Source organism: Enterobacter sp. N5-15 (genome assembly GCF_057221635.1).
Window position 1 is genome coordinate 2,729,382 of the sequence record NZ_CM170150.1, and the last position, 19,751, is coordinate 2,749,132.

Annotated in this window: 16 protein-coding genes and 2 tRNA genes; 9 read left to right on the top strand and 9 right to left on the bottom strand. The window is 57.3% G+C overall.

Annotated elements, in window-relative coordinates; translation table 11 throughout:
- Positions 1-33: 33 nt before the first annotated feature.
- Together AC2TE5_RS12995 and AC2TE5_RS13000 are read left to right on the top strand one after the other, a co-directional pair.
- Positions 34-118: transfer RNA gene (locus AC2TE5_RS12995), tRNA-Tyr, on the top strand.
- Between the two features lie 35 nt (positions 119-153).
- Positions 154-238 (top strand) — tRNA-Tyr (locus AC2TE5_RS13000).
- 96 nt (positions 239-334) lie between these two features.
- Here AC2TE5_RS13000 and AC2TE5_RS13005 read toward each other — a convergent pair.
- On the bottom strand, positions 335-778 hold the full coding sequence (locus tag AC2TE5_RS13005; protein ID WP_063439151.1) for an Lrp/AsnC family transcriptional regulator: 444 nt from the start codon (positions 776-778) through the stop codon (positions 335-337).
- Positions 779-885: 107 nt separating this feature from the next.
- Between AC2TE5_RS13005 and AC2TE5_RS13010 the strand changes: the two genes are divergently transcribed.
- Positions 886-1,782: a DMT family transporter gene (locus AC2TE5_RS13010; RefSeq protein ID WP_311392601.1), complete on the top strand. Its 897-nt coding sequence runs from the start codon at positions 886-888 to the stop codon at positions 1,780-1,782.
- Here AC2TE5_RS13010 and narI read toward each other — a convergent pair.
- The 5 genes from narI to AC2TE5_RS13035 all read right to left on the bottom strand — a co-directional run bounded on the left by narI (position 1,779) and on the right by AC2TE5_RS13035 (position 10,216).
- On the bottom strand, positions 1,779-2,456 hold the full coding sequence (gene narI / locus AC2TE5_RS13015; RefSeq protein ID WP_023312107.1) for a respiratory nitrate reductase subunit gamma: 678 nt from the start codon (positions 2,454-2,456) through the stop codon (positions 1,779-1,781). The genes AC2TE5_RS13010 and narI overlap by 4 nt on opposite strands.
- Positions 2,456-3,166: a nitrate reductase molybdenum cofactor assembly chaperone gene (gene narJ, locus AC2TE5_RS13020; protein WP_484611771.1), complete on the bottom strand. Its 711-nt coding sequence runs from the start codon at positions 3,164-3,166 to the stop codon at positions 2,456-2,458. Before narJ ends, narI begins: the two co-directional genes overlap by 1 nt.
- On the bottom strand, positions 3,163-4,698 hold the full coding sequence (gene narH, locus AC2TE5_RS13025) for a nitrate reductase subunit beta (RefSeq protein ID WP_023312109.1): 1,536 nt from the start codon (positions 4,696-4,698) through the stop codon (positions 3,163-3,165). The genes narJ and narH overlap by 4 nt, the downstream gene beginning before the upstream one ends.
- A complete protein-coding gene (locus tag AC2TE5_RS13030) occupies positions 4,695-8,438 on the bottom strand; it encodes a nitrate reductase subunit alpha (protein ID WP_484611772.1) in 3,744 nt (1,247 codons plus the stop codon). The genes narH and AC2TE5_RS13030 overlap by 4 nt, the downstream gene beginning before the upstream one ends.
- A 380-nt stretch (positions 8,439-8,818) precedes the next feature.
- Positions 8,819-10,216, bottom strand: a complete 1,398-nt coding sequence (locus tag AC2TE5_RS13035) for a NarK family nitrate/nitrite MFS transporter (RefSeq protein ID WP_484611773.1) — start codon at positions 10,214-10,216, stop codon at positions 8,819-8,821.
- Between the two features lie 309 nt (positions 10,217-10,525).
- On the opposite strand from AC2TE5_RS13035, the gene narX reads away from it, so the two are divergent.
- Together narX and narL are read left to right on the top strand one after the other, a co-directional pair.
- On the top strand, positions 10,526-12,322 hold the full coding sequence (gene narX / locus AC2TE5_RS13040; RefSeq protein WP_213327797.1) for a nitrate/nitrite two-component system sensor histidine kinase NarX: 1,797 nt from the start codon (positions 10,526-10,528) through the stop codon (positions 12,320-12,322).
- Positions 12,315-12,965, top strand: a complete 651-nt coding sequence (gene narL, locus AC2TE5_RS13045; RefSeq protein ID WP_008499531.1) for a two-component system response regulator NarL — start codon at positions 12,315-12,317, stop codon at positions 12,963-12,965. Before narX ends, narL begins: the two co-directional genes overlap by 8 nt.
- A 3-nt stretch (positions 12,966-12,968) precedes the next feature.
- On the opposite strand, the gene AC2TE5_RS13050 is transcribed toward narL, so the two are convergent.
- The gene (locus tag AC2TE5_RS13050) at positions 12,969-14,375 is read right to left on the bottom strand and encodes a YchO/YchP family invasin (RefSeq protein ID WP_484611774.1); all 1,407 of its coding nucleotides are present in this window, start codon (positions 14,373-14,375) and stop codon (positions 12,969-12,971) included.
- Positions 14,376-14,552: 177 nt separating this feature from the next.
- Here AC2TE5_RS13050 and AC2TE5_RS13055 point away from each other — a divergent pair, with 177 nt between their 5' ends.
- From AC2TE5_RS13055 to AC2TE5_RS13065, 3 genes are all read left to right on the top strand, one after another.
- On the top strand, positions 14,553-14,906 hold the full coding sequence (locus AC2TE5_RS13055) for a DsrE/DsrF/TusD sulfur relay family protein (RefSeq protein WP_213327799.1): 354 nt from the start codon (positions 14,553-14,555) through the stop codon (positions 14,904-14,906).
- Between the two features lie 106 nt (positions 14,907-15,012).
- The gene (locus tag AC2TE5_RS13060) at positions 15,013-16,797 is read left to right on the top strand and encodes a methyl-accepting chemotaxis protein (protein WP_484611775.1); all 1,785 of its coding nucleotides are present in this window, start codon (positions 15,013-15,015) and stop codon (positions 16,795-16,797) included.
- A gap of 194 nt (positions 16,798-16,991) precedes the next feature.
- Positions 16,992-17,231, top strand: coding sequence for a DUF1883 domain-containing protein (locus AC2TE5_RS13065; protein ID WP_013096243.1), 240 nt, complete (start codon positions 16,992-16,994; stop codon positions 17,229-17,231).
- Between the two features lie 30 nt (positions 17,232-17,261).
- On the opposite strand, the gene AC2TE5_RS13070 is transcribed toward AC2TE5_RS13065, so the two are convergent.
- Complete coding sequence (locus AC2TE5_RS13070) at positions 17,262-17,957, bottom strand: gamma-glutamylcyclotransferase (RefSeq protein WP_484611776.1); 696 nt, start codon at positions 17,955-17,957, stop codon at positions 17,262-17,264.
- Positions 17,958-18,134: 177 nt separating this feature from the next.
- Positions 18,135-18,365, bottom strand: coding sequence for a putative cation transport regulator ChaB (gene chaB / locus AC2TE5_RS13075; protein WP_484611777.1), 231 nt, complete (start codon positions 18,363-18,365; stop codon positions 18,135-18,137).
- Positions 18,366-18,635: 270 nt separating this feature from the next.
- Here chaB and chaA point away from each other — a divergent pair, with 270 nt between their 5' ends.
- The gene (gene chaA, locus AC2TE5_RS13080) at positions 18,636-19,736 is read left to right on the top strand and encodes a sodium-potassium/proton antiporter ChaA (protein WP_213327801.1); all 1,101 of its coding nucleotides are present in this window, start codon (positions 18,636-18,638) and stop codon (positions 19,734-19,736) included.
- The last annotated feature ends 15 nt before the right edge of the window (positions 19,737-19,751 follow it).

Consider the following 19,751-nt stretch of genomic DNA (forward strand, 5'->3'; position numbering starts at 1 on the left):
CAGGAAGCAGGCCAGTTAAAAGCATTACCCCGTGGTGGGGTTCCCGAGCGGCCAAAGGGAGCAGACTGTAAATCTGCCGTCATCGACTTCGAAGGTTCGAATCCTTCCCCCACCACCATCTCTCAGCACGACATCAAAATTTGAATTACCCCTGGTGGGGTTCCCGAGCGGCCAAAGGGAGCAGACTGTAAATCTGCCGTCATCGACTTCGAAGGTTCGAATCCTTCCCCCACCACCATCACTTCCCGAATAATCCAAAAAAATCATTATAAAACTGAACCGAATCCGTCGTTGCAGGCCGGGTAAGGCGCAGCCGCCACCCGGCGACAAAAACCTACATCGGCGGCAAACGGCGCTTCACCGGCGAGCTTTTCACAATCGACGTATTACACTGGGCATGCTCTGCCAGACCGTCCAGCAACGTATCCAGTTGCTCTATCGATCGCACCACCAGCCTAATCACAAAGCAATCTTCCCCGGTGACTTTGTCGCTCTCAATACACTCCGGCATCGCCTGAATATACTTATCCACCTTATGCAACAGCCCCGGCAAAGGCCGCACGCGCACCAGCGCCTGCAGCGTATACCCCAGCGCCGCCAGATTCACCCGTGCGCCATACCCCTGAATCACACCGCGCTCTTCCAGCCTTTTCAGGCGTTCTGCCGTGCTGGGGGAAGTCAGACCGATGCGCCCGCTGAGCACCTTCAAAGACATGCGCGCATCCTCGACCAGGCAGGCTAAAATTTGTCGGTCGATATCATCGAGAAGGTATTCCATCGCTTTTACCTAATTTTAAAAAGCCATTAACGTATTCAACCTTATCTCACCTCTGTAAAACCCGACAGCTATTTTCGACAATAACGTCACTAATCTGGAGGTGGATGATGCGTGATTTACATAAAGGCGTCTGGCAAATGAGCCTGGCGATGTTAATTTCCGGCTCTATCGGCGCGTTTGTTTTACTCAGCGGTCTGCCGGTAACGGAAGTGGTGTTCTGGCGCTGTCTTATCGGGGCAATAGCGCTTTTTATTTTTATCCGGGTAAGTCAAAAGCCCTTTAGTCCCCTCACCCGCACCACGCTGCTGCTGGCCATTCTCGGCGGCGTGGCATTAGTGGTGAACTGGCTGCTGCTCTTCGCAGCCTATGAGCGGATCTCCATTGGTCTTTCGACCGTGGTCTATAACACCCAGCCGTTTATGCTGGTCCTGATGGGAATGTTTTTAGGTGAACGTGTCAGCCTCGTGAAATGGGGCTGGCTGATCCTCGCCTTTGGCGGCGTGGTGATATTGCTCTCCAGCGAGCTGACCGGCGCGCATGGCAGTGAATGGCTCGCCGGAATCGGCCTGGCGATGGCTGCGGCTTTCTTCTATGCGGTCACGGCCATTATTGCCCGCAAACTCAGATCCGTTGCGCCGCAGCATATTGCCTTTATCCAGGTGCTGACGGGCGTCGTGATGCTTTTACCGTTTGCCAGCATGCCGTCATTTTCCGGTGATTTTCCCTGGCCGATCCTGCTGACGCTGGGCATCGTCCATACCGGCATTATGTACCAGCTGCTCTACAGCGCAATTCAGAAGCTGCCTACGCCTATAACCGGCTCCCTGTCGTTTATCTATCCGGTGGTGGCGATCGTTGTCGATAATCTGGTGTTCGGACACTCGCTGAACCTGACGCAGCTCGCGGGCGGCGCGCTGATCCTGTTTGCTGCAGCGGGCAACAACCTGGGCTGGGGCGAAAAAAAACCCCGCGAGTGCGGGGTGAGTGTCAAAACGGTGAATTAGCGACGGGCGCGTACAATCTGGTATTTGCGCGTCAGGTACTCTACCGGCGCGCTCCAGATATGCACCAGACGAGAGAACGGGAACAGCACAAACAGCGTCATCCCCAGCACCAGGTGAACGCGGAAGATAAACGCCACGCCGTCCAGGTGCGCGGAGGCTCCGCCGTGGAAGGTCACCACGGACTGCGCCCAGCCGACCAGCTTCATCATTTCGCTCCCGTCCATATGCTGCGCCGAGAACGGAATGGTCAGCAGGCCGAGCGCGCACTGCACCATCAGCAGGGAGAGGATCAGGATGTCCGCTGCAGTAGTGGTCGCTCGCACGCGCGGGCTGAAGAGACGACGCTTCAGCAGCAGCAGGCCACCGACCAGAGTCATCACGCCGCAGGCACCGCCGGCGATCATCGCCATCTTCTGCTTCACCTCAATCGGTAGCCACGCTTCATACATCCAGTGCGGCGTCAGCATCCCCAGGAAGTGACCGGCAAAAATCCCCAGAATACCGATGTGGAACAGATTAGAGCCCACATGCATCCCTTTACGATCCAGCATCTGGCTGGAGGCGGCACGCCAGGTGTACTGGCCGTAGTCGTAACGCAGCCAGCTTCCCACCAGGAACACGGTGCCCGCGATATACGGGTAAATGTCAAAGAAGAACATATTCAGGAAGTGCATTAGTGCCGTCCTCCGTTAGAGATATTCAAATATTGCGGGGCAATCGCGCCGGCAAAACGACGCTGGTGAGCGGAGATTTCAGACTCGCCGCAGTTCTGGTCAGCAAAGAATTTCACCTGCTCTTCTTCCCAGACCGCGTCCAGCGCTTGTGGCGTATCATCGCGGGCTTCATCCGCAATTTTCTCCGCCACTTTTTCACTGTCGACCGCGGCGTTGGCCAGCTTCACCAGCAGATCGAACAGCACCGCATAGCGGCTCTCCCGCTGCTGAAGACGCGCGCCGAGCAGCGCCAGGATCGGCGCGATGTCCTGCAGACCGCCCAGCGCCTCTTCTTTCGGCAGCTGCGCCAGGTACTCCAGATACAGCGGCAGATGATCCGGCAGCTCGCGGCTGTCGAGCTGCAGGCCGTGCTGCTCGTACTGGGCCATCAGGTCCACCATCGCCTGACCGCGATCGCGGGATTCTCCGTGAACGTGTTCAAACAGCAGCAGCGAGGTCGCACGACCACGGTCAAACAGCTGGCTGTAGTCCGACTGGGCATCCAGAAGGTCGCGCGCGAGCAGATCGCGGAGGAAGACGCCCAGCTTCTGGGCATCGTCTTTATCCAGGTTTTCAGATGACGCGAGTGCATCAAAGAGTTCCTGCTGATGCTGCGCAAGCGCAGCATCCGGGTACTCGAGCAGACGCGAAACAATGACGAGTTCAATCATTGGTGCGGCTCCGTTTTGCTGGTCACATCCATAGCATCGATGCGGCGGCTGTTGAACAGATTGAATTTGCTGTCTGACCCGTGGCAACCGTCGCCAAAGGTAAAGCCACAGCCATTTTTTTCCGGGAAGGCTTCGCGGGCCAGTTCACGGTGGCTGCTCGGCACCACGAAACGGTCTTCGTAGTTGGCAATCGCCAGATAGCGGTACATTTCCTGCGCCTGCGCTTCGGTCAGACCGACCTCTTCCAGCGCGCGGGTATCGGTAACCCCGTCTACGGTTTCCGCACGTTTGAAGTGACGCATCGCCAGCATACGCTTCAGCGCGAGCAGGACCGGCTGGGTGTCCCCTGCGGTCAGCAGGTTAGCCAGATACTGAACCGGGATACGCAGGCTTTCCACGTCCGGCAGGATACCGTTGCTGCCCAGTTCGCCCGCGTCAGCGGCAGACTGAATCGGCGACAGCGGCGGCACGTACCAGACCATCGGCAGGGTACGGTATTCCGGGTGCAGCGGCAGCGCCAGCTTCCAGTCCATCGCCATTTTGTACACCGGAGACTGCTGCGCCGCGTCGATGACGCTCTGCGGCACGCCGTCTTTCAGCGCCTGCTCAATCACCTTCGGATCGTTTGGATCGAGGAAGACGTCCAGCTGACGCTGATACAGATCTTTCTCGTGCTCGGTGCTCGCGGCATTTTCAATCGCGTCCGCGTCATACAGCAGCACGCCGAGGTAGCGAATACGGCCTACGCAGCTTTCGGAGCAGACGGTTGGCATCCCGGCTTCGATACGCGGGTAGCAGAAGATGCACTTCTCAGACTTGCCGCTCTTCCAGTTGAAGTAGATTTTTTTGTACGGGCAGCCGGTGATACACATACGCCAGCCGCGGCACTTGTCCTGGTCGATCAGCACGATGCCGTCTTCTTCACGCTTGTAGATGGCGCCGCTTGGGCAGGTCGCCACGCACGCCGGGTTGAGGCAGTGCTCGCACAGGCGCGGCAGATACATCATGAAGGTATTTTCGAACTGGCCGTACATCGCCTTCTGCATGTTCTCGAAGTTCTGGTCTTTGGCGCGTTTCTCGAACTCGCCGCCCAGAATCTCTTCCCAGTTTGGACCGCTGGTTATTTTGTCCATGCGCTGACCGGTGATCAGCGAGCGAGGACGGGCGATCGGCTGGTGTTTGCTTTCCGGCGCGTTGTGCAGGTTCTGGTAGTCGTAGTCAAACGGCTCGTAGTAATCGTCGATGCCCGGCAGGTGCGGGTTAGCGAAGATTTTACCCAGCAGCATCGCGCGGTTACCCATGCGCGGCTGCAGCTTGCCGTTGATTTTACGGATCCAGCCGCCCTTCCACTTCTCCTGGTTTTCCCAGTCGGTCGGGAAGCCGGTGCCCGGCTTGCTTTCCACGTTGTTGAACCAGGCGTACTCCATACCTTCACGGCTGGTCCAGACGTTTTTACAGGTGACCGAGCAGGTATGACAGCCGATGCATTTATCCAGATTCAGCACCATGCCGACTTGTGAACGAATTTTCATTTTACGCTCTCCTGTACCTGGTCATTACCTTCGCCGTCTAACCAGTTAATGTTCTTCATCTTACGTACCACCACGAACTCATCGCGGTTCGATCCTACGGTGCCGTAGTAGTTAAAGCCGTAGGCCAGCTGCGCATAGCCGCCGATCATGTGGGTCGGCTTCGGCGTAATGCGGGTCACGGAGTTGTGGATCCCGCCGCGCTGCTCGGTAATTTCTGACCCCGGCAGGTTAACGATACGTTCCTGCGCGTGGTACATCATGGTCATCCCGGCCGGTACGCGCTGGCTCACCACCGCACGCGCCGTCAGGGCACCGTTGCTGTTGAACACTTCGATCCAGTCGTTATCTTCAATACCCAGATCTTTGGCGTCCGCTTCGCTCATCCAGACAATCGGACCGCCGCGCGACAGGGTCAGCATCAGCAGGTTGTCGCTGTAGGTGGAGTGAATACCCCACTTCTGGTGCGGCGTCAGGAAGTTCAGCGCCTTCTCAGGGTTACCGTTCGATTTCGCCCCCATCACGGCTTTCACGGAGCGGGTGTCGATTGGTGGACGGTAGACCAGCAGGCTTTCACCGAAGTCGCGCATCCACTGGTGATCCTGATACAGCGACTGGCGGCCTGACAGGGTGCGCCATGGGATCAGCTCGTGAACGTTGGTGTAGCCCGCGTTATAAGACACGTGCTCATCTTCCAGGCCTGACCAGGTCGGGCTGGAGATAATCTTGCGCGGCTGCGCCTGAATATCGCGGAAGCGGATTTTCTCTTCCTCTTTATTCGTCGCCAGGTGCGTATGGTCACGGCCGGTGAACTCGCTCAGCGCTGCCCAGGCCTTCACGGCAACGTGGCCGTTGGTTTCCGGGGCCAGGGTCAGGATCATCTCTGCCGCATCAATCGCCGTGTTCAGCATTGGCTGGCCTTTCGCCGGACCGTCCGCTTTGGTGTAGTTGAGCTTGCGCAGCAGATCCATTTCGCTCTGGGTATTCCAGGCGATCCCTTTCCCGCCGTTACCGATTTTCTCCATCAGCGGGCCGATAGAGGTAAAGCGCTCGTAGGTTGCCGGGTAGTCACGTTCAACCGGAATAATGTGCGGCGCGGTCACGCCCGGGATCAGGTCGCATTCGCCTTTTTTCCAGTCCTTCACGTCCAGCGGCTGCGCCAGCTCGGCGGCGGAGTCGTGCTGGATTGGCAGCGTCACCACGTCGGTCTCTTTACCCAGGTGACCTACGCAAACTTCGGAGAATTTCTTCGCGATGTCTTTGTAGATATCCCAGTCGCTTTTCGATTCCCACGCCGGGTCAACGGCCGCAGACAGTGGATGAATAAACGGATGCATATCCGAGGTATTCATGTCGTCTTTTTCGTACCAGGTCGCGGTTGGCAGCACGATGTCGGAGTACAGGCAGGTGCTGGACAGACGGAAGTCGAGCGTCACAACCAGATCCAGCTTGCCGTCAAGACCGTTATCTTTCCACTCCACCTCTTCCGGCTTGACGCCGCCCTGCTTGCCGAGATCTTTCCCCTGGATACCGTTTTCGGTACCGAGCAGGTATTTCAGCATGTACTCGTGGCCTTTACCGGACGAGCCCAGCAGGTTGGAGCGCCAGATGAACAGGTTACGCGGGTGGTTTTTACCGTTCTCCGGCTGTTCTGCCGCGAAGCGGATTGAGCCATCCTTGAGGGATTTCACGGTGTAATCAACCGGCGACATGCCCGCCTTCTTCGCCGCTTCCGCAATGCGCAGCGGGTTAGTGCCCAGCTGCGGCGCAGACGGCAGCCAGCCCATGCGTTCAGCACGCACGTTGAAGTCAATCAGGTGGCCGCTGTAGCGGGATTTATCCGCCATCGGCGACAGCAGCTCCTGCGCGGTGACCGTTTCGTAGCGCCACTGGCTGGAGTGGTTATAGAAGTAGGAGGTACTGTTCATGTGACGTGCCGGACGCTGCCAGTCGAGGGCAAACGCCAGCGGCTGCCAGCCGGTCTGCGGACGCAGTTTTTCCTGGCCCACGTAGTGCGCCCAGCCGCCGCCGCTCTGACCGACGCAGCCGCAGAAGATCAGCATGTTGATCAGTCCGCGATAGTTCATATCGAGGTGATACCAGTGGTTCAGACCTGCACCGACGATGATCATCGAACGGCCGTGCGTTTTGTCCGCGTTTTCGGCGAACTCACGTGCGATACGGGTAATGTGCGCGCGAGGCACGCCGGTGATCTGTTCCGCCCAGGCAGGGGTGTAGGCTTTCACGTCGTCATAGCCGGTTGCACAGTTTTCATCGCCCAGACCGCGTTCCAGACCGTAGTTCGCCATGGTCAGGTCATAAACGGTGGTGACCAGTGCGGTTGAGCCGTCGGCCAGCTGCAGGCGTTTAACCGGCAGCTTATGCATCAGAACGTTCTGCAGCTCAACCTTGTTGAAGTGCTCTGAACCTTCACCGCCGAAGTACGGGAATCCGACTTCAGCGATCTCGTCCTGGCTGCCCAGCATGCTCAGGCGCAGCTCCGTCTCTTCGCCGGTGGTGCCGTTGCGTTGCTCAAGGTTCCACTTGCCTTTCTCGCCCCAGCGGAAGCCGATAGAGCCGTTTGGCGCCACCAGCTCGCCGTTGCTGTTATACGCAACGGTTTTCCACTCAGGGTTATTTTCCTGACCCAGCGAATCCACCAGATCGGCGGCGCGCAGCGTACGGCCAGCGGCATAGTAGCCCTCACGCTCTTCCAGCATGACCAGCATCGGCATGTCGGTGTAGCGACGAACGTAGTCGGTGAAGTACTGGCTTGGCTTATCAAGATGGAATTCACGCAGCATGACGTGGCCCATTGCCATCGCCATCGCGGCATCGGTACCCTGTTTCGGCGCCAGCCACAGATCGCAAAGCTTGGCGATTTCCGCGTAGTCAGGGGTCACCGCCACGGTTTTGGTGCCTTTGTAACGGACTTCAGTAAAGAAGTGCGCGTCCGGCGTACGCGTCTGAGGAACGTTAGAGCCCCAGGCGATGATGTAGCTGGAGTTATACCAGTCCGCGGATTCCGGCACGTCGGTCTGCTCGCCCCAGGTCTGCGGAGACGCAGGCGGCAGGTCGCAGTACCAGTCGTAGAAGCTCAGGCAGGTCCCGCCGATAAGCGACAGATAGCGCGCCCCGGAGGCGTAAGAGACCATCGACATCGCCGGGATTGGCGAGAAGCCCGCCACGCGGTCAGGACCGTAGGTTTTGACGGTGTAGACGTTGGAGGCGGCAATCAACTCGTTCACTTCTTTCCATGAGGAGCGAACGAAACCACCGCGACCGCGAGCCTGCTTGAAGCTTTTTGCTTTGTCCGCGTCTTCGATGATGGATGCCCAGGCATCCACCGGATCGCTGTGCTGCACTTTCGCTTCACGCCACATCTTCATCAGGCGCTTGCGCATCAGAGGGTATTTCAGACGGTTAGCGCTGTAGAGATACCAGGAGTAACTGGCGCCACGCGGGCAGCCGCGCGGTTCGTGGTTTGGCATATCCGGGCGGGTGCGCGGATAGTCGGTCTGCTGCATTTCCCAGGTCACCAGACCGTTTTTTACGAAAATCTTCCAGCTACATGAGCCAGTACAGTTCACGCCGTGGGTCGAACGGACGACTTTGTCATGCTGCCAGCGCTGACGGTAACCGTCTTCCCAGTCCCGGTTGGTATCCAGAACCTGGCCGTGCCCATCGGCAAAAGTTTCACCCTTCTGTTTGAAGTAGCGAAACCGGTCCAAAAATTTGCTCATCGGGTATCTCCTGTGTGGAGCCTGTGGCTCTCTAAATCGACATTGCTGATTTGCAGCGAAGGTAACGCCCTGAAAGAGGGGGAGAATTGATAACGATCAAGACGAGGAGGGACTTTCAGGCGAGGGGTTATACCGAATACCACCAAAGCGGTATCTTCCAAAAAATCTTATCAATATGAAATATAAAGTTATTTTTATTTTATCGTACAAAAAGCCAGTCAAAATTTAACATCTCAGGTATTAAGGGGTAGACCCACCTGCAAAGCGATGGCGATCGCAGTGTCACCGCAGGTGTCTGCCGTAAAAGCCGTAAGTATGTTGTAACTATTATTCAGGCTAAAAAAACGCGGCCCGAAGGCCGCGTAAACGGATAATCACACTTACTTATTTTTCTTGGTATTACGGCCATATACCAGCCACGTAATCACAACGCAGGCGATATAGAAGACGAGGAAGACTTTCATAGCGCCGGCCGGTGAGCCGGTCAGGTCCAGAGAGATACCAAACGCTTTCGGGATAAAGAAGCCGCCAATCGCGCCGATGGCAGAGATAAAGCCCAGCGCCGCAGCCGTATCCGTCGCCGCTTCGCGCATCGCCTGCTCTTCGCTCCCTCCCTGCGCCTTCACGCGATCCATCGTCAGCTTACGGAAGATCACGGAGATCATCTGGAAGGTAGACGCACTCCCCAGCCCGGCCGTCAGGAACAGCACCATAAACACGCCGAAGAAGGCGATGAAGTTACCGCCCTGTCCGTCGACGGGCAGCGTGAGGAACAGCAGCGCGCAGAAGATTGCCATCACGACGAAGTTAACCAGCGTCACGCGGGTGCCGCCAAGACGGTCAGACACCATGCCGCCCAGCGAACGTGCCAGGGCACCAATAAACGGCCCGAAGAAGGCAAAGTGCAGGATCTGAATCTCCGGGAACTGCGTTTTCGACAGCATTGCGAAGCCCGCAGAGAAGCCGATAAACGAGCCGAAGGTGGCCAGATACAGCAGCGCCATCACCCAGAGGTGTCCACGCTTCAGCACCGGCAGCTGTTCGCTCAGCGACGCCTTCGACGCGGACAGGTCATTCATAAAGAACCAGGCTGCGAGGGTGAAGACCACCAGGAAAGGTACCCAGATCCAGGCGGCGTTTTGCAGATAGAGGTAAGAACCATCCGCCTGCTCAACGCCACCGCCGCCAAAGGCCGCAAAAATGGAGACCGAGATCGCCAGCGGGGCAATGAGCTGCATCACGCTGACGCCCATATTCCCCAGACCGCCGTTAATGCCCAGCGCACCGCCCTGCTTCGCTTTCGGGAAGAAGAAGCTGATGTTTGCCATGCTGGAGGCGAAGTTCGCGCCCGCAAAACCGCACAGCAGGGAGATAATCACGAATACGCTAAACGGCGTAGAGGTATCCTGCACCGCGAAGCCGAGCCAGACGCAGGGGACGATCATGATGCCCGTACTGAACGCCGTCCAGCGACGACCGCCAAATACCGGCACCATAAACGCGTAAGGTACACGCAGCAGCGCGCCTGACAGCGACGGCAGCGCGGTCAGCATGAACAGCTGATCGGTCGTAAACGTAAACCCAACTTTCGGCAGGTTGACCGCCACCGCGCTAAACAACATCCATACGCAAAACGCTAATAACAAACAGGGCACGGAAATCCATAGATTCCGGCTTGCTACACGATGGCCGCGCTGTTGCCAGAACGCCGGATCCTCTGGACGCCAGTCTGTAATAACGGCACCATTTTCCCTTTCGGGAGCGGATGAGTGACTCATAGACACCTCTGATTCTCGAATGATGCTGCAAACATTAGGGTTTTAGGGCGGCGGTAAGTTGATATAAATCAAAGGAAAAGTGGGAGGTTTTGCGGCGCAAAATAAGGCCTCACCCTTAGTGAGTAGGCTAATTCGGTAAAAAAGACGTGGTTTTTCACGGCACTGACGGTTCCTGGCTACCCCCACCTCCTTCCCCCTACTCCGTTGGCAATTTAGGGGTAATCCTTTATTGGTATGGGTATACTCCAGGGTATGCACCAGAATAGCGCCATTCCTGCAAGCAGGCCACGTCAGGAGCACGCCACCTCTATGTTAAAAAGATGTTTATCTCCGCTGACGCTCGTGAATCAGCTAGCCCTTATCGTTTTGCTGTCCACCGCCATCGGCGTGACCGGCATGGCGATCTCCGGCTGGCTGGTACAGGGAGTACAGGGTAATGCGCATGCCATCAACGAGGCAGGCTCGCTACGCATGCAGAGTTATCGCCTGCTGGCATCGGTTCCCCTGACGCAGGACGATCGGCCCCTGATTGATGAAATGGAGCGCACGGTCTTCAGCCCCGAACTGGAAAACGCCGCCATCCGCGCCGGTCAGCAGTCCCAGCTTAACGCCCTTCAGGGCTACTGGCACGCCCAGCTTGAGCCCGGGCTGAAGCAGGCGCGCAGCACAGAAACCGTTGCGCAGGACGTGGCGGGGTTCGTCTCACGCATTGATGCGCTGGTCTCCTCTTTTGACCAAACCACCGAACTCCGCATCGACCGGGTGGTGATGGTGCACCGCGCGATGGCGCTGTTTATGGGTCTGCTGCTGATTTTCACCATCGTCTGGCTCCGCGCGCGGCTGCTGAACCCGTGGAAACAGCTGCTGGCAATGGCCCGCGCGGTCACCGCACGCGATTTTACCCAGCGCACGCACATCAGCGGGCGCAACGAGATGGCCATGCTCGGCCAGGCGCTCAACACCATGTCGGCAGAGCTCTCCGAGAGCTACGCGGTGCTGGAGCAGCGCGTTCAGGAAAAAACGGCCGGGCTTGAGCAGAAAAACGAGATCCTCTCCTTCCTGTGGCAGGCCAACCGTCGTCTGCACATGCAGGTGCCGCTATGCGAACGCCTCTCGCCGGTACTGAACGGCCTGCAAAATCTGACCCTGCTTCACGACCTTGAGCTGCGCGTCTACGACGTTGAAGACGAAGATAACCACCAGGAATTTACCTGCCAGTCGGATATGTCCTGCGATGACAAAGGCTGCCATCTTTGCCCCCGCGGCCTGCCGCCGCTGACGTCCGGCGGCACCACCCTGAAGTGGCGCCTGACCGACAGCCACACCCAGTACGGTATTCTGCTGGCAACGTTACCAGCCGGGCGTCACCTGAGCCACGACCAGCAGCAGCTGGTTGATACGCTGGTCGAACAGCTCACGGCCACGCTGGCACTCGACAGGCATCAGGAAAAGCAGCAGCAGCTGATCGTCATGGAAGAGCGCGCGACTATTGCCCGCGAGCTTCACGACTCTATCGCCCAGTCGCTCTCCTGTATGAAAATGCAGGTGAGCTGCCTGCAGATGCAGGATGCGGAGATGCCGGAAAGCAATAAGCAGCTGCTCAGCCAGATCCGCAACGAGCTGAACACCTCCTGGATACAGCTTCGCGAGCTGCTGACCACCTTCCGTCTGCAGCTGACCGAGCCGGGCCTGCGCCCGGCGCTGGAAGCGAGCTGTCACGAATTTAGCGCCCGGCTGGGGTTCCCGGTGAAGCTGGACTACCAGCTGCCGCCGCGGTTTGTCCCCTCCCACCAGGCCATACATTTACTGCAGATTGCCCGTGAAGCGCTGAGCAACGTGCTCAAGCATTCCGGCGCGACGGCGGTAACGGTCACCGTTAGCCAGCACGGCAATCAGGTGAAGCTCACGGTTCACGACAACGGCCGCGGCGTGCCGGAAAATGCCGAACGCACTAACCACTATGGTTTAATTATTATGCGAGACCGCGCCCAAAGCCTGCGCGGTGATTGCCAGGTTCGCCGGAGAGAGACGGGCGGCACGGAAGTTGTCGTCACCTTTATTCCCGAGAAACCGCTTACAACTGCTCAAGGAGAAACCCATGACTAATCAGGAACCGGCATCCATCCTGTTGATCGACGACCATCCGATGCTGCGTACTGGCGTGAAACAGCTGGTCAGCATGGCACCCGATATCACCGTGGTTGGCGAAGCCAGCAACGGTGAACAGGGCATTGAGCTTGCCGAATCCCTCGATCCCGATCTGATCCTGCTCGATCTGAATATGCCCGGCATGAACGGTCTGGAAACCCTCGACAAGCTGCGGGAAAAATCGCTTTCCGGGCGCATCGTCGTCTTTAGCGTGTCAAACCATGAAGAGGATGTGGTCACGGCGCTGAAGCGCGGGGCGGATGGTTATCTGCTGAAGGATATGGAGCCGGAAGACTTGCTTAAGGCGCTGCAGCAGGCCGCGGCGGGCGAGATGGTTCTCAGCGAAGCCTTAACGCCGGTGCTGGCCGCCAGCCTGCGCGCCAACCGCGCCACCTCTGACCGTGACGTCAGCCAGTTAACCCCGCGCGAGCGCGATATTCTCAAACTCATTGCTCAGGGGCTGCCGAACAAAATGATCGCCCGCCGCCTGGACATCACCGAAAGCACGGTCAAAGTGCACGTGAAGCATATGCTGAAGAAAATGAAGCTCAAATCCCGCGTTGAAGCCGCGGTGTGGGTGCACCAGGAACGTATTTTTTAAGGATTACTCCTCCGGCAGAAGCTTCCAGCGCGGGTCGTTGTCCGGCAATGCGACCAGCGGCTGCACGACGGTCAGCGCGATCTCATTGGACGAGACGCGCTGGCCTTTCTCATCTTCCACCACCGCCGACAGGTGCCAGCGGTTTGTCGCCCCTTCACGGTCATCCCAGGCAGGCATAATCACGCTCCAGCCGTCGCTGCTGTTGCTTTTAGCCGGCGACGTGAGGCTCAATGCCTGCGTATCCCCCTGCCAGTGGATCTGACGAATGCCGTTCGCACTGCGAACCTGAAGCTTCAGCATGACGGTCTCGCCCCCTTTCAGATCCCACGGTGGCGTCGCCAGCCACACGGACAGCGTTTTACGCTGGCGGAACTCCATCACCGGCAGGCTATTGCGCTCCGGCGAGTCATAGCGGCTTCCGCGCAGGGAGCGCGTGGCGGCAACTTCACCAGCGGAAAGCTGCTTAACCAGCGGCACGCCAAAGCGATAGTTGAGCTTCAGTCCGAGGTTATTCTGGCTCACGCCGCTTTCGCCCTGCTTATGCGCGGCGGTCAAGGTGACCAGCGGAACGGGGGTATAGTTAAGCCCCAGATTCACCGCCACCGGATTGTGATAGCCGGTTCCGCTATTGAAGAGGTCGACGTTATCGCCAAAGTATTGCTCGAAGCTGACGCTGGTATTGAGATGATGGAACCACGGCAGCCAGGCTTTAGCGGTGACGTCATATCCGCGCGCCATGCGCTGCTCCTGGACGTCGGAGCGGTCGCGCCAGCCGGCAAAGGGCTGATAATAGTTGGCTGACAGGCGCAGATTTTCCCCCCACGCTTCCGCGCCCAGTCCGGCACGCTGCAGATTTTCATCCAGAAGGTTATCGTAAAACGTGTTGTAACCCAGCAGCCATTTCCCGGCGACCCAGCGCTGACCGATTCCTGCGTTACTCACCAGACCATCCGTCTGCTGGGTCAGGCCAAGCTGGCTCCAGCTCAGATAACGGTTGTTATCGTTCCAGGGAATAAACCAGCTCCCGCTGCTGCCGTTAAATTTGCCATCGTTATCTACCAGCAAGTTCACGCTGGCGTTACCCCAGGGCGAAAGCCAGGATTCAATCTGCTGGTTCACTTCGCCGCTCACCGCGTCGCGCACCTGACCAAATGCAAACTGACGCGCCTGCTCGCCCGTTGTCAGACTGTTATCGGTCATGCTTGCTTCACCGAAGGCTTTCGCCATTTCGGCCAGGTGCTTCTCCCCCTCGCCCGTTGGTGCCGCCATGCCGAGGTCAGGCAAACTGTCCCCATTGTTGTCGAACGGATGTTGTGCCTGCTGGATAAAGGAATTCGGCGCACCGTGAACGGCTCCTGCCGTAAGAAGGGGGAGTAATAACAGCAAAAGAATGCGGGACGATACAGCCATCAACGTCGGGATTTGCGCCTGAGTTTTGTTAAAGACCCTCTTACCTTAACGTCATTGGGAAAGAATTGCAGCCTTACGGGACATTTCAGGAATATCCTGAAGTTTATTGTCGGCTGCAAGCAGCGTAAACTCGGTAAACCCTATATTATTCGTGCCTTTATAAGAACAGGAGTCAACATGCAAAAGATTGTGATCGTCGCCAACGGTGCGGCCTACGGCAGCGAATCCCTTTTTAACAGCCTGCGCCTGGCCATTGCGCTTCGTGAAAAAGAGAGCGACCTGGCGTTACGGCTCTTTTTAATGTCGGACGCGGTCACCGCGGGGCTGAAGGGTCAAAAACCGGCAGAGGGCTATAACATTCAGCAGATGCTGGAGATCCTGACCGCGCAAAACGTGCCGGTGAAGCTGTGCAAGACCTGCACCGACGGGCGCGGCATTACCTCGCTGCCGCTGATTGATGGCGTGGAAATCGGAACGCTGGTCGAGCTGGCGGAGTGGACCCTGACCGCCGATAAAGTATTAACTTTTTAATAATAAACTCGTAAAAATATTATTTTCTTATGGACGCGGTTTCAGCATCAAGTTTACCTGCGGGGTTGCCGATAGGCATGGAAACAACACAGCAGGTATTTCACTTATGTTCAGATCGATTCGTGCACGCATCATCGTTGCGACGGCAGGCTGTCTGGTCGTCGCCCTCCTCCTTAATACCGTAATCAACTTCCAGGTCACACGTCAGGATAACCAGCAGTCCCAGCGCGATATCCTGACCAGCACCAGCGCCAGCCATAACATGGCGATTGCCGACTGGGTAAAAAGCAAGATGACGGTGATTGCCTCCGCGCAGACCGTTGCGCTGAGCGACGATCCGGTTCCGGTGTTTAAACAGCTTGCGCAGGCGGGTGGATTCACCAACGTCTATGTTGGCTACGCCAGCAAAACGGCGAAATTCTCTGAACCGGCGGGCGTCCCGGCGGATTATGACCCGACCATTCGCCCGTGGTATCAGCAGGTGGTCAGCACGGACGGTCCGGTTGTCACCGCACCCTACGTTGACGCGGGGACCGGTAAGCTGGTGGTGACGTTTGCCGTGCCGGTGAAAGAAAATGGCACCCTGAAAGCGGTGGTGGCGGGCGATGTGGCCATGGACAGCGTGGTGGCTAACGTGCGCGGGATCCATCCAACCCCGGCCAGCAGCGGGTTGCTTCTGAACAGTGACGGCAGCGTGATTGCCGCTAACGATCCGGCCCTGACGCTCAAACCCTTTGCTGAGACGATCAAAGGCATTGATTTTGCTGCGCTGAAAAGCGGTACGCCGGTTGACGGAACGCTGAACGACGCTGAAAAAACCTTCGTGGCGACAGCCGTACCGGGCACTAACTGGCTGCTAGTCGTCGCGCTCGACAATGGTGACGCCACCTCCGGCATGCGTTCCCTGCTCAAAGCATCGGCGATTTCGCTGGTGATCCTGGCACTCCTGAGCGCGGCCATTGTTCACTTCCTGATTGCCCGCCTGCTGAAGCGTCTGTCCGACATTCGCGACGCGATGCACAACATTGCCAACGGGACTAACGATCTGTCCCAGCGCCTGCCGGACAGCGGCGAGGACGAAGTCGCGCAGATTGCCCAGGCCTTTAACGCCTTCAGCGATAAGCTGTCGGTGGTGATGGTGCAGCTCCGGGATGCCAGTGAATCGGTGAAAAACGCGGCGCAGGAGATTGCCGCAGGTAACCAGGATCTTTCCGGACGCACCGAGCAGGCGGCATCCAGCCTGCGCGAGACGGCCAGCGCAGTAGAGCAGATCACCGCCTCCGTGACGCAGTCGAATGAATCGGCAGCAGAAGCCAACGATCAGGCGAGCAAAGCCTCTGCGGCCGCGGCGCGCGGCGGCGAGGTGGTATCGCAGGCAATCAGCACCATGCAGTCCATTGAAGTCGCGTCGGCAAAAATTGGCGATATCACCAGCGTAATTGACGGCATTGCTTTCCAGACCAACATTCTGGCGCTGAACGCCTCCGTCGAGGCGGCGCGTGCCGGTGAGCAGGGGCGCGGGTTTGCCGTTGTAGCCGGCGAAGTGCGTAACCTGGCGAGCCGCAGCGCTCAGGCGGCGAAAGAGATCAAATCGCTGATTGATTCCACCACCGACAGCGTGGCAACCGGCTCCCGCTACGTGCATCTGGCAGGGGAAAGCATGGATGAGATCCGCTCCAGCATCGGCAGCGTCTCCGGTATCATGCGCGAAATTTCCATCGCCACCAGCGAGCAGATGAAAGGCATTCACGAGATCAACCACGCGGTGACCCATCTCGACCGCATGGTGCAGCAGAACGCCGAGCTGGTGGTGGAATCCGCCGCCGCCGCGGGTGCCCTGCAGAGCCAGGCGGGCGACCTTGCTGAAACAGCTGGCCATTTCCGCATTTAATTTTATTTCGGCGCGGGTTTACCGGGTAAAACCCGCGCCAGCTGAATGCTTTCAGGCATTTTGTCATTTTTGTTTAAACGTTATGCCATTTTTTGATCAAAATCATCATCCCTCGCCCCCCGCTTTGGTGTTATGCAATGAGTAATTTGTGAACAATATCACGCTCGGGATGGGCAAAATCGACGGGGTAAAAAATGGCACTGGTAAAAACAAGTTTGAAACTGTTTGGCGGGGATACGGTAGTGGTGCGTTGCTCAGAGCGCTGTCGTATTCATCTGATGAGTGCGAAAGCACAAAAACAATCCCAGGCGGATATTCTGACCGTGCAGGATGATAAAGCGTGGCTTACCGTGCCGTATACCGGCACGTGGGATGTGCTGATCGACAGCCACAGTCAGTCGCTGGAGCATTCCGTCAGCTACGTGGCCGCATAAGATTAAACGCCCGGCGAGCCGGGCGTATTATCAGGCAAAGCCTGCTCGCAGCGTGCCGTTGAGCGGGTTCCCTTCCAGCAGCGCCTTCACCTTCATCACCAGCTCATTCAGACAGTCGTCCTTCATGCCGAGGCGGGTTAGCTCCTGATCGAGAGAGAAGAGATACTGCGCGTTGGTGCCCAGCGGCCCGCTCGCGGCGGCAATCAACGGGGCAATCACCTGCGTACGAGTATCCGCTTCATACAGCGGATGGCGCGGGTCCATAATAAACACCAGCGCATTGACGGTACGACCGTCGTCCAGTTCCAGCTTGCACCAGCTCGGCATATAGCAGCCGGTGATCATCTCGCGCTTCCAGAGCAGCGTGAGCTCCTCTTCCAGCGTGGCATCCGGAAGGCGATACGCCACGCCCGTGGTGCGCCCGCCCTCTTTCAGTGCAAGCATGCGCCCCGGCTGGCACGCGCTGCCGCGTCCGGCCGTCAGTCGCAGGCAAAATGCGCGATGCCAGCCAGGCAGCGTGCCCGTTGCCGATTCGACAAATTCCAGAGCCGGGTTCCACATCAGGGAGCCGTAGCCAAAAATCCATACCGGGCCATCATCCGGGCGGCAGGCAAGCGTGGCAGCGAGTGACGCCGCACGTTGTTCAGCTGACCAGAGAAGCGATTCCTCAATAGCACCAAATGCCGTCTTACAATCTGCCTTCATTAAGAAATCACGCGTTAACACTTTACACCTCCGCCACTGCATGCTTCCTTGCGACATCTGTAATTCGCCTTCCCGGCATTATGTGCTGGTCATTTTGCCAGCAGTTAAATAACGATAAGCAATTAGCGGACCAGTTGCAATACAACGGAAGTTCAACCGCCTGAAAAGTCAAAATGAAGGCAGCGAATTATTTCACGGCTATTTCTTTTTATGCCATTTATCGTCGTCTCCTTTCTCATATTCATGTTTTACGGCGGCCCAGGCGACTTTGTGCGCCGTCTCTTCACGGCTGGCATCATCCTGGCGATCGTCCTTATCTTTGTATTGATCCCATGCGCTGTTAAACGCCTCTTTGTAGATATCCTGCGTGTGGGCGGGCAGCACGTTTTGCACGTTATCGGGTAATTCGCGTTTCGTTTTATAGGGCATCACTGACCTCTCTTTTGGCTAAAGAGATAAGTGTGGACGACGATATGGCATGGTGCCACCCGGCAATAATTTATGAGGACATTATATTTTTAATACATTGTTATTTAATGACTAATAAACAAAGACTCTGCATTTTACCCATCAAGAAACAAAATTATGACAAAGGGTAAAATTAAGTAAAAAATAAAGGGTATTTAACAGAGATCTGTTAGTTTAATGACCTCAAAAATCTATCTATAATTACAAGCACCTGCATTGATGGAGAAGCACATGACAGCAACACACGAGGCGGTAAAGACCCGCCACAAGGAGACGTCACTCATTTTCCCGGTTCTGGCACTGGCTGTGCTGCTCTTCTGGGGAAGCAGTCAGTCACTGCCAGTGGTGGTTGGTATCAATATTCTTGCCCTGGTCGGCATCTTAACCAGCGCGTTTAGCGTCGTTCGCCATGCGGACGTCCTGGCCCACCGTCTGGGCGAGCCGTACGGATCGTTAATTCTCAGCCTTTCCGTCGTGATTCTCGAAGTCAGCCTGATTTCCGCGCTCATGGCAACCGGCGATGCCGCGCCGACGCTGATGCGCGACACGCTCTACTCGATCATTATGATTGTGACGGGCGGCCTGGTGGGCTTCTCTCTGCTGCTGGGCGGCCGCAAGTTCGCGACCCAGTATATGAACCTGTTCGGCATCAAACAGTATCTGATTGCCCTCTTCCCGCTGGCTATTATCGTACTGGTCTTCCCGATGGCGCTGCCGGGCGCGAATTTTTCTACCGGTCAGGCGCTGCTGGTCGCGCTCATTTCAGCCGCCATGTACGGCGTGTTCCTGTTGATTCAGACCAAAACGCACCAGAGCCTGTTTGTGTACGAGCATGAAGATGACGGCGATGATGATGACCCGCACCACGGCAAGCCGTCGGCCCACAGCAGCGCATGGCATACGGTTTGGCTGATCGTGCATCTGATTGCGGTGATTGCGGTCACCAAGATGAATGCCAACCCGCTGGAAACGCTGTTAACCGAGCTGAACGCGCCGGTAGCGTTTACCGGCTTCCTGGTGGCCCTGCTGATTCTGTCCCCTGAAGGGCTGGGCGCGCTGAAAGCGGTGTTGAATAATCAGGTGCAGCGCGCAATGAACCTGTTCTTCGGCTCCGTACTGGCGACGATTTCACTCACCGTCCCGGTGGTGACGCTGATTGCCTTTATGACGGGCAACGAGCTGCAGTTTGCGCTGGGTGCGCCGGAGATGGTTGTGATGGTCGCCTCTCTGCTGCTGTGCCAGATTTCGTTCTCCACAGGACGCACCAACGTGCTGAACGGCGCGGCGCATATGGCGTTGTTTATTGCCTATTTGATGACGATTTTTGCGTAGCCTTTTTGCCCAGCG

What these genes read in the sequence shown, in the direction of transcription:
- AC2TE5_RS13005 (WP_063439151.1), bottom strand. Translation starts at nt 778, where the DNA reads ATGGAATACCTTCTCGATGATATCGACCGACAAATTTTAGCCTGCCTG.
- AC2TE5_RS13010 (WP_311392601.1), top strand. Translation starts at nt 886, where the DNA reads ATGCGTGATTTACATAAAGGCGTCTGGCAAATGAGCCTGGCGATGTTA.
- narI (WP_023312107.1), bottom strand. Translation starts at nt 2,456, where the DNA reads ATGCACTTCCTGAATATGTTCTTCTTTGACATTTACCCGTATATCGCG.
- narJ (WP_484611771.1), bottom strand. Translation starts at nt 3,166, where the DNA reads ATGATTGAACTCGTCATTGTTTCGCGTCTGCTCGAGTACCCGGATGCT.
- narH (WP_023312109.1), bottom strand. Translation starts at nt 4,698, where the DNA reads ATGAAAATTCGTTCACAAGTCGGCATGGTGCTGAATCTGGATAAATGC.
- AC2TE5_RS13030 (WP_484611772.1), bottom strand. Translation starts at nt 8,438, where the DNA reads ATGAGCAAATTTTTGGACCGGTTTCGCTACTTCAAACAGAAGGGTGAA.
- AC2TE5_RS13035 (WP_484611773.1), bottom strand. Translation starts at nt 10,216, where the DNA reads ATGAGTCACTCATCCGCTCCCGAAAGGGAAAATGGTGCCGTTATTACA.
- narX (WP_213327797.1), top strand. Translation starts at nt 10,526, where the DNA reads ATGTTAAAAAGATGTTTATCTCCGCTGACGCTCGTGAATCAGCTAGCC.
- narL (WP_008499531.1), top strand. Translation starts at nt 12,315, where the DNA reads ATGACTAATCAGGAACCGGCATCCATCCTGTTGATCGACGACCATCCG.
- AC2TE5_RS13050 (WP_484611774.1), bottom strand. Translation starts at nt 14,375, where the DNA reads ATGGCTGTATCGTCCCGCATTCTTTTGCTGTTATTACTCCCCCTTCTT.
- AC2TE5_RS13055 (WP_213327799.1), top strand. Translation starts at nt 14,553, where the DNA reads ATGCAAAAGATTGTGATCGTCGCCAACGGTGCGGCCTACGGCAGCGAA.
- AC2TE5_RS13060 (WP_484611775.1), top strand. Translation starts at nt 15,013, where the DNA reads ATGTTCAGATCGATTCGTGCACGCATCATCGTTGCGACGGCAGGCTGT.
- AC2TE5_RS13065 (WP_013096243.1), top strand. Translation starts at nt 16,992, where the DNA reads ATGGCACTGGTAAAAACAAGTTTGAAACTGTTTGGCGGGGATACGGTA.
- chaB (WP_484611777.1), bottom strand. Translation starts at nt 18,365, where the DNA reads ATGCCCTATAAAACGAAACGCGAATTACCCGATAACGTGCAAAACGTG.
- chaA (WP_213327801.1), top strand. Translation starts at nt 18,636, where the DNA reads ATGACAGCAACACACGAGGCGGTAAAGACCCGCCACAAGGAGACGTCA.